At 50.5% G+C, this 7,232-nt stretch carries 7 protein-coding genes and 1 pseudogene; 3 read left to right on the forward strand and 5 right to left on the reverse strand.

Annotated elements, in window-relative coordinates; genetic code table 11:
* The 3 genes from pyrF to Q0140_RS05945 all read left to right on the forward strand — a co-directional run.
* Positions 1-482 (forward strand): orotidine-5'-phosphate decarboxylase (gene pyrF / locus Q0140_RS05935; protein WP_297962758.1); only part of this gene is annotated, 482 nt, incomplete at its 5' end.
* Between the two features lie 496 nt (positions 483-978).
* Entirely contained in the window at positions 979-1,227 is a 249-nt protein-coding gene (locus Q0140_RS05940) for a helix-hairpin-helix domain-containing protein (protein ID WP_297962760.1), read from the forward strand.
* A 540-nt stretch (positions 1,228-1,767) separates the two neighbouring features.
* Positions 1,768-2,625: a DUF3108 domain-containing protein gene (locus Q0140_RS05945; protein WP_297962762.1), complete on the forward strand. Its 858-nt coding sequence runs from the start codon at positions 1,768-1,770 to the stop codon at positions 2,623-2,625.
* Between the two features lie 28 nt (positions 2,626-2,653).
* On the opposite strand, the gene Q0140_RS05950 is transcribed toward Q0140_RS05945, so the two are convergent.
* The 5 genes and pseudogenes from Q0140_RS05950 to Q0140_RS05970 form a co-directional block, all read right to left on the reverse strand.
* The gene (locus tag Q0140_RS05950; protein ID WP_297962764.1) at positions 2,654-3,670 is read right to left on the reverse strand and encodes a hypothetical protein; all 1,017 of its coding nucleotides are present in this window, start codon (positions 3,668-3,670) and stop codon (positions 2,654-2,656) included.
* Between the two features lie 181 nt (positions 3,671-3,851).
* Positions 3,852-5,072, reverse strand: a complete 1,221-nt coding sequence (locus Q0140_RS05955; RefSeq protein ID WP_297962766.1) for a thiamine phosphate synthase — start codon at positions 5,070-5,072, stop codon at positions 3,852-3,854.
* Complete coding sequence (locus Q0140_RS05960) at positions 5,060-5,755, reverse strand: hypothetical protein (RefSeq protein ID WP_297962768.1); 696 nt, start codon at positions 5,753-5,755, stop codon at positions 5,060-5,062. The genes Q0140_RS05955 and Q0140_RS05960 overlap by 13 nt, the downstream gene beginning before the upstream one ends.
* Positions 5,748-6,881: a 2-iminoacetate synthase ThiH gene (gene thiH / locus Q0140_RS05965; RefSeq protein WP_297962770.1), complete on the reverse strand. Its 1,134-nt coding sequence runs from the start codon at positions 6,879-6,881 to the stop codon at positions 5,748-5,750. The genes Q0140_RS05960 and thiH overlap by 8 nt, the downstream gene beginning before the upstream one ends.
* Before the next feature lie 211 nt (positions 6,882-7,092).
* Positions 7,093-7,232: pseudogene (locus Q0140_RS05970) on the reverse strand (thiazole synthase); the annotation flags it as partial.

A 7,232-nucleotide genomic window follows, 5' to 3' on the forward strand; every position in this document is an offset into this window, starting at 1 on the left:
CGATGGCCGACGCTGCCGAGGAGATCGCAAAGCTTGGCGTAGATATGATAAACGTACACGCAAGTAGCGGCAAACGCGCAATGGCTACGGTGATGGAGCGACTGGGCAGGCTAGCTTCGCGCCCGCTAGTGCTTGCAGTCTCTGCGCTAACGAGCTTTGACGAGACCGAATTTAGCGCGGTTTACGAGCAAAAATTAAGCGAAGCCGTGCGCAAATTTGGCGTGATGAGCTACGAAGCGGGGCTTGACGGCATGGTCTGCTCGGCGTTCGAGAGCCGCCTGATAAAGGACGCCACGAGTGCAAATTTTATTACGCTCTGCCCGGGCGTAAGGCCGTTTGGCGAGAGTGCAGCAGATCAAAAGCGAGTAGCAAATCTGGATGTCGCGCGCGAGGCTGGAGCGGATTTTATCGTGGTCGGTCGCCCGATCTATCGAAGCGCCGATCCGCGCGAAATTTGCGAGCGAATTTTGGGTCAAATTTAGCGCTCGAGCCTGCGTAGAATTTGGTGAAAAATTATTTTAAGCATGGTTTTAGCGCGAAAGAAATTTTAATTAAATCATCGCACAAAGGCGGCTCGGATGACGTCGAAGCGCCGCTGCCGTCTTTTTACAAAATCCGTTGGAGTTTGAAACAAACGTATCAGATTTTTGCATTTGGCGCAAGGCGGAAGCGTAAATTTACTCCGTTTGGGATTAAAAACGTTTAAGCTTTACCGCGCCCAAGCTCCCTGCTAGCTTGCAGATAAAATTTCCGACAATGGGCGCAGCGGCGGGCGTCTTAACACTAAAAAGCGGCGCGCATAAGCGCAGCGGCGGCCCGGCGGCGAGGTAAAATTTTAAAGATTTTTCGCATCCCGTGGATAAAATTTTAAAATTTGCCTCACACGAGTGAAATTTTGAAATTCCGCACTCTCAAGGGCTTTAAAATTTTGTCCAAATGGCGAGTCTGGCGAAATTTGAATAAAGATTGGAGTAAAATTTGAGTAAAGGCGCGAGCGATTTTAAGAAAATCCCCTATGTCGGCGAGGCGACAGAGGCTGATCTGCTGGCGCTGGGCTACGAGGACATCGCTTCGCTAAAGGGCGCGGATTCAGACGAGACGAATGAACGCACAAAGGCGCTCGGACGCGGCAGATGCATCCTCTACGTTTACCGCATGATTTGCTACTACGCCAGCACGCCCCGTCCCGACAAAGCCAAGCTGAAATGGTGGCTTTGGAAGGACTAAATTTACAAATTTGACCCGCGCGAGCCATTTGAATTTGAGCGGATTTACTAGCGACCGACGCGGCTGCATTTGCGGCACGAAACGGCGGTACAAATTACGAGTGGCGCAAAAGAGCGTAAATTTTACGGGCGCGGCGTAGCGGCTAGCGCAAAGTGCAAACATAGCCGCAATATGAAATTTTGATTTTATTCACAGGCATGCTTTGCGACGAAGCGGTCTGTACGAAATATAAAATCGCCAATTTCTGGCAAGCGCGCGCCGAGCCGTATATGCGTCGTAAATATAAAAGCGGCGACAGTCGGTGTCTTTAGGCGCACACGGCGCGGCCTTTCACGACGGCGAGCGGTGGCTGATATTTAATAATCACGCTATGGAGAAATGAAATAGGCGGCGCGAGTTTTGATTTTTATGGTAAATTTTACGAATGCGGCGCAGATTCCCGCGCGAGCTTTGCGAGCACAATGCGATAAAGCGACGCAAAGAGCGTAAATTTCACGGGCGTCGTATGATGGGGCACCGCAAAGCGAAAGGACGATAGGGATGAAATTTTTTGCTATTTTGATTTTATGCGCGAGCGCGCTTTTTAGCGAGACGATCAGCGCAAAATATGAGATTTCCTTCGGCGTTTTCGGCGCGGTCGGCAGCGCAAACACGCGGCTCGTGCGGCAGGGCGATCGCTACGAGATCGTCATGGATGCCGTTGCGCAGGGCGTCGCGGGTAGCCTAAGCGGGCAAAGGCGCGAGAGCTTCCGCTCAAAGGGGCACGTCGTGGCGGGGCTTTTGATGCCCGATCTCTACGTCCACGAGGTCTCGCGCAAAAAGGGCAAAACGACGAAAAACGAGCGCAAAACCTACGCCTTCGACTACGCGCGCAAAACGATAAAATTTCAAAAGTTCAAGGGCACGGGCGGCGAGCTACAGCTCGTAAGCGATGAAATTTTGCCCTATTTTGCGACGAACGACCTGCTGAGTTTGTTTTTCAATTTCTCTAAAATCCCGCACTCGGGCGATAAATTTTTCGTCCGAGCCGCAGGCGCAAAGAGCGCCGACGGAAGGATCGACATCGAAAGGCCGCGCGGAAGTGCCGCTGCAAATATCGCGAGCGAGCTTGGCGTCGCGCCGCCTAGCGATGCGGACACCAACTCCGACGTAGCGGCAAGCGCAAGCTCTAGCGGAGCAGATACGAAAACCGGCACAACGGACGTAAATTTTAAAGGGCGCGGCGCGGGCGCGGATAAGCAGGCTGCGGCGATTTACGTGGTTTTCATAAACCAGCCGATATTTTCGAGCAGCCGAGGCGAGCTGCACCTGAGCCTAAACGAGCGCGGTTACGCCGATCGCGCCGTTTTGAAGGACGTGCTGCTCTTCGGCGACATCCGCGCACGGCTCGTGGAATGAGACTTCGTAAATTCGAAAAATGCCTGAATTAAAAATTTTTAACTCTTAAAAGATAATTTGGCGCGTCTAGGTCTTTATTAAATTTTAGTTTCATATATTTTTTAAGCTCGTTATATTCTTTATTAGTGGGTATAAATATAAAAAATTTATTGTAAAGTGCATCTATAATTAAAGCATCGACAAACCTACATGAAAATAAGCCGCCCTTAAATAGATGAAAAATCATTTGCAGTATAAAAAGAAAGATAATTGCCCCCATGCAGCAAAATAACATTATAAAAACTATCATAGAGTCATCAAATATCGCACCATAAATATAAGCGAGTACGTATATGGCGAGGCAGGTTTTTCCTATGATTCTTTCCGTTTCCGTGCATTTTCGCGTCTCGCTTTCATAAACAAGCGCGAAAGTCTTTTTGAAATATAAAATATCATCAAATTTCATTACGAGCTGCTCGCCTGATTTTATACATTTTATGCTTGAGTTTAAAAATATAAATTTCCTTCCGTAATGCTGCGAAAAACCCTTAAGAGCCCTAGCAACCAAAGGTGCAGTGAGCAAGATATTTGCAACTTTTCTATCGTAGGGGATATTAAATACTAAATTTATAAACATGGCAAAACAAAGCAATACCGCTATAGTTATAATATATACGATCGTTATATAGTCTTTGATGACTAACGGTTCTTTATCGTAATCACGAGTTTTAGCGCCCCGCGATGAAATACCACCCGGGTTTAAATTTTGAAATTTTATCTCATCTTTTGAGTTTAAATTCATGTCGTTTAAATTTCTATCTCGGAAATTTGCGCCGCAAAGATGATCGGGTTGCGATTCGGGGTCTGTTTGATTAAAATTCGTATTTTTAAAGTTTTTGCTACTCAAATTTGCATCGTTTAAATTTAATGATATGCGATCCGCCGCATCGCTTAAATCCGTATCGTCAAAAATTTCGACGCTAGCGCCTTTTCGCAGCTTTTGTTTTAAATTTCGGCGCTGTTCGTTTAGAAGCTTTTTTGATTCCTCAAGCCGCACTTTATCCAAAAAATATCCTTAAGCTTAAATCGCTCGTATTTTATAACTTTGGGCTTAAATTGCAATAAATCGCGTTCATTTCGCGCGTTTTTGATTTTATTGAAATATATGTTTTTGCGTCGCGCCGCATGCAGCACAATTACATCAGCAAGGGCGCGACAACGGAAACAAACCGCATTTTTGGATCGATTTATTTCTTAAATTTTCTTATGAAATCGCTCGCGTCCCGCGCAGCCATCGCTGAGCTCATAACGGCGATCCTGTCGGCTCCCGCGCGTAGGACGGAGGCGAAATTGCGCGGCGTTATGCCGCCCAGCGCATAGATTTCGCCCGCGAAAAACTCCCGCACGGCGCGGATCAAATTTAGCCCCTTCGGCGCGAGCCCCGCCTTGCAATCGGTCGTGAAGATGTGGCTCAGGCAGATCGCGCTGGCACCCAGCTCCAGCGCCTCGCGCGCCTCCGCCTCGCTGTGGCAGGAAGCGACCAATTTTTTGAAATTCGCGCGCAAAAACTCCGCGCCGTGCGCCGCGCTAAAGCTCCGCAAAACCCCGAGCGGCAGCCATAAATTTCTCATTCCCGCGCTCAGCGCAAAATCTGCAAAATTATGCACAAAGATCGCGGGTGGACACCTTACACTCTCTGCACTCTGCACGCCCTCCGCGCTCTGCGAGTTTTCCGCCTTTTTTACGCTCTGTGAATTTTCTACGCCCCCTACATTTTCTGAGCTCCCTATGTACTGCGCACTCCGCGCATTTTTTGCACTATGCACATCATTCGTATTTTCCGCACTTTGCGTACTCCGCATACTTTCCGTATTTTCTGCGCTCCGTACGCCTTCTGCCGCTAGTTTCGTTTTGCATACGGCACCGCGAAGCGAAATTTCGCCTGGCGTGCTATCGTCCGCGCGATTTGCGGCGCCGGTAAAATTTTCAGACAAAATTTCATCTAAAACGCAAGCGGAATTTTTAGACCGTATATCATCTGTAGCCGCACCATGCCTGCGGGCTGTATCCGCGCAAAGCTCGCTCCTGCTGCCGCCTAAATGGAGCTTTTTTAATAAAATTTTGTCCTCGTTGCACTCGTAGAGCGAAATTTTATCCGCGTAGGCCGCGCTCGCGTCTAATTCGCTCACGAAAGCTTGGGTTTTGCTAAATTTAGCGGCACTAGCTTCATTTGCAAAAATTTCGTCCGCGCGGACCGTATCCGCACAAAATCCGTTCTCGCAGGCGAGTAAAATTTTACAAAACAGCGCTGCGTAAGCTTTCTCGCTCAGGTCTTTTTCGCGTACGACGATCTCGCCTACGTCCGTTGCGGCAAAATCCGCTATACGCGCAAGCAGTGCCGCCTCGCCGCCGCAGAGCGCGCGATTTGTGATGATCGTAATGCGCGAAGCAAGCTCTAAATCTCGCATCCGCCCGCCCCTTTAAACTCAATATCCGTGCGTAGCGCCGCGCTCAAATTTAAAATTTTGCCTGCGATGCTAGGGATTAAAATTTTACTTGCTAGGGCGAGCGCCGAAATCCCCGTCGTCACGCCATATTTCAAAATTTCGCCCGCCTTAATAAGGTCTGAAATTTCCGCCGCAGCGCTAAAACTCAAAGCGTTCGCCCAGCTCCTCGATTTTAGCGGCTTTGCGTTGCCGCCGCATAAGAACCTGAAGCTCGCGCCGTTTTTAAATTTAAAATTTACGCCGCCCGCGGGCTCGAAATTTGCGCTGCCTTTAAATTTTAAATACGCGTATGTATTCCTAGGCCTTAAATTTACGCGCGCATTTTTGAGCCCAGAATTCCTAACGCTCGCTAGCGCGGTGCCTAAAATTTTATTATCCGCCATAACGCCATAAATTTTATCGCCGTGTACGGCGCTGTAAAATTCGGCGTAGTATTTTACGCTACGAATTTTGCTGCGTCTAGCGGCACCAAATCTGCCCGCAAGTAACGCACCGCGAATCTTGCCTCTTAAAAAGGCGTTGCAAATTTTACCCATACGAACGCAGAATTTCGCCGCATAAAATTCTAAAAATTTCGCCGCTGAAGCAAGCCTCTCGTGCCGAAGTTTCGCGGCGTAAGCTCGCATATCCGCGCTTTTAGACATAGATATACTCGCTCATCAGCGGCTGCAGCCCGCCGTCGCGGATCGCCTCGCAGACCTCGCTTACGCTGCGCGCGTCGCTGATCTCGAACTGCTCGTCGCCCCTCTGCTCGCTGTGCCCGCCGATACCCACGCTCACGCCTGCCGAAATTTTGCTCGCCGCGATCCTGATCGCATTGTCGCGGAAGCCCGCCCTCTCGCGCGTGGAGATCGTGATCTGCGCACTTGGCAGCAGCAGCCGATACGCGCACATCACCTGCAGCAGCTCGCGCTCGCCGACGTCCTTCGGGTTTATTTTGTCGTTGTTGATGATCGGGCGCAGACGCGGCACCGAAAAGGAGATCTCGGCGCGCGGGTACTTGCGCTGAAGCAGCCACGCGTGCACGCCCGTGGCAAAGGCATCGCGGCGGAAGTCTCCGAGCCCCAAAAGCGCAGCGAAGCCCACGCCGCGCATACCGCCTCTAATCGCGCGCTCTTGGGCTGCGAAACGATACGCAAAAACGCGCTTGTTGCCCGCAAGATGCAGCTGCGCGTAGCGCGCGGGATCGTAGGTTTCTTGAAAAACGGTGACGAAATCGACGCCGCAAGCGTGCAAATAGGCGTAATCAGCGGAGTTTATCGGATAAATTTCGACGCCGATCACCTTAAAATACTGCCGCGCGAGCTCGCAGGCGCGCCCGATGTAGCGCACGGGGCTGTTTTTCTCGCTCTCGCCCGTGAGGATCAAAATTTCTTCCAGCCCGCTCGCCGCTATCGCCTCAAACTCCGCCTTTAGCTGCGCTTCATCAAGCCTTGCGCGCGCGATTTTGTTTTTGCAGTTAAAGCCGCAGTAAACACAGAGATTGTCGCAGTAGTTTGAAATGTAAATCGGCGTGAAAACGGCAACGTTGCTGCCGAAATGCGCCGCCTTCTCGCGCGCTGCGGCTTGCGCGATCTGCTCCAAATGCTCGCCTGCGCGCACGCTTAGTAGCGCCGCAAAATCGCGCAGACCTCTGTTTTTCGCGCTGATCGCCCTTTGCACGTCAGCCTCGCTCGCCTCCTCGCAAAAGCCCTCGCGCAGAGCAAGCGTGCGCTCCATCATCTCGCTTCCGATATCCTCCATGCCCGCTAGATAGCCGGTTTTATTCATCTTTAAAATTTTCCTTTTAAATTTTCATTTAAATTCTACGCGACACACTTTTGCGTGTAAATTTAAGCGCCGCGAATTTTAAAATTTCACGCCGCATCTATCGGCTGCTACGTGGAGCTTGCGTGATCTGTATCTATACAAGCCCGATAAAGGCAAATTCGGCGCAAAAAAACATAGCTCGCATAATCAAGCCGCGCTTAAAATTTAACCGCTACCTCAAAAATCCCGTTAGCGGCGAGCTTGCGCTGGCCGTCTTAGAAACGGCACCGAGCCCCGCCAGATAGGCATCGCGCCCCGCCTGCACGCCGAGCGCAAACGCCCGCGCCATCAGCGCCAGATCCCCGCTCGTGG

Source organism: uncultured Campylobacter sp. (assembly GCF_938045405.1).
Classification (GTDB): Bacteria; Campylobacterota; Campylobacteria; order Campylobacterales; family Campylobacteraceae; genus Campylobacter_B.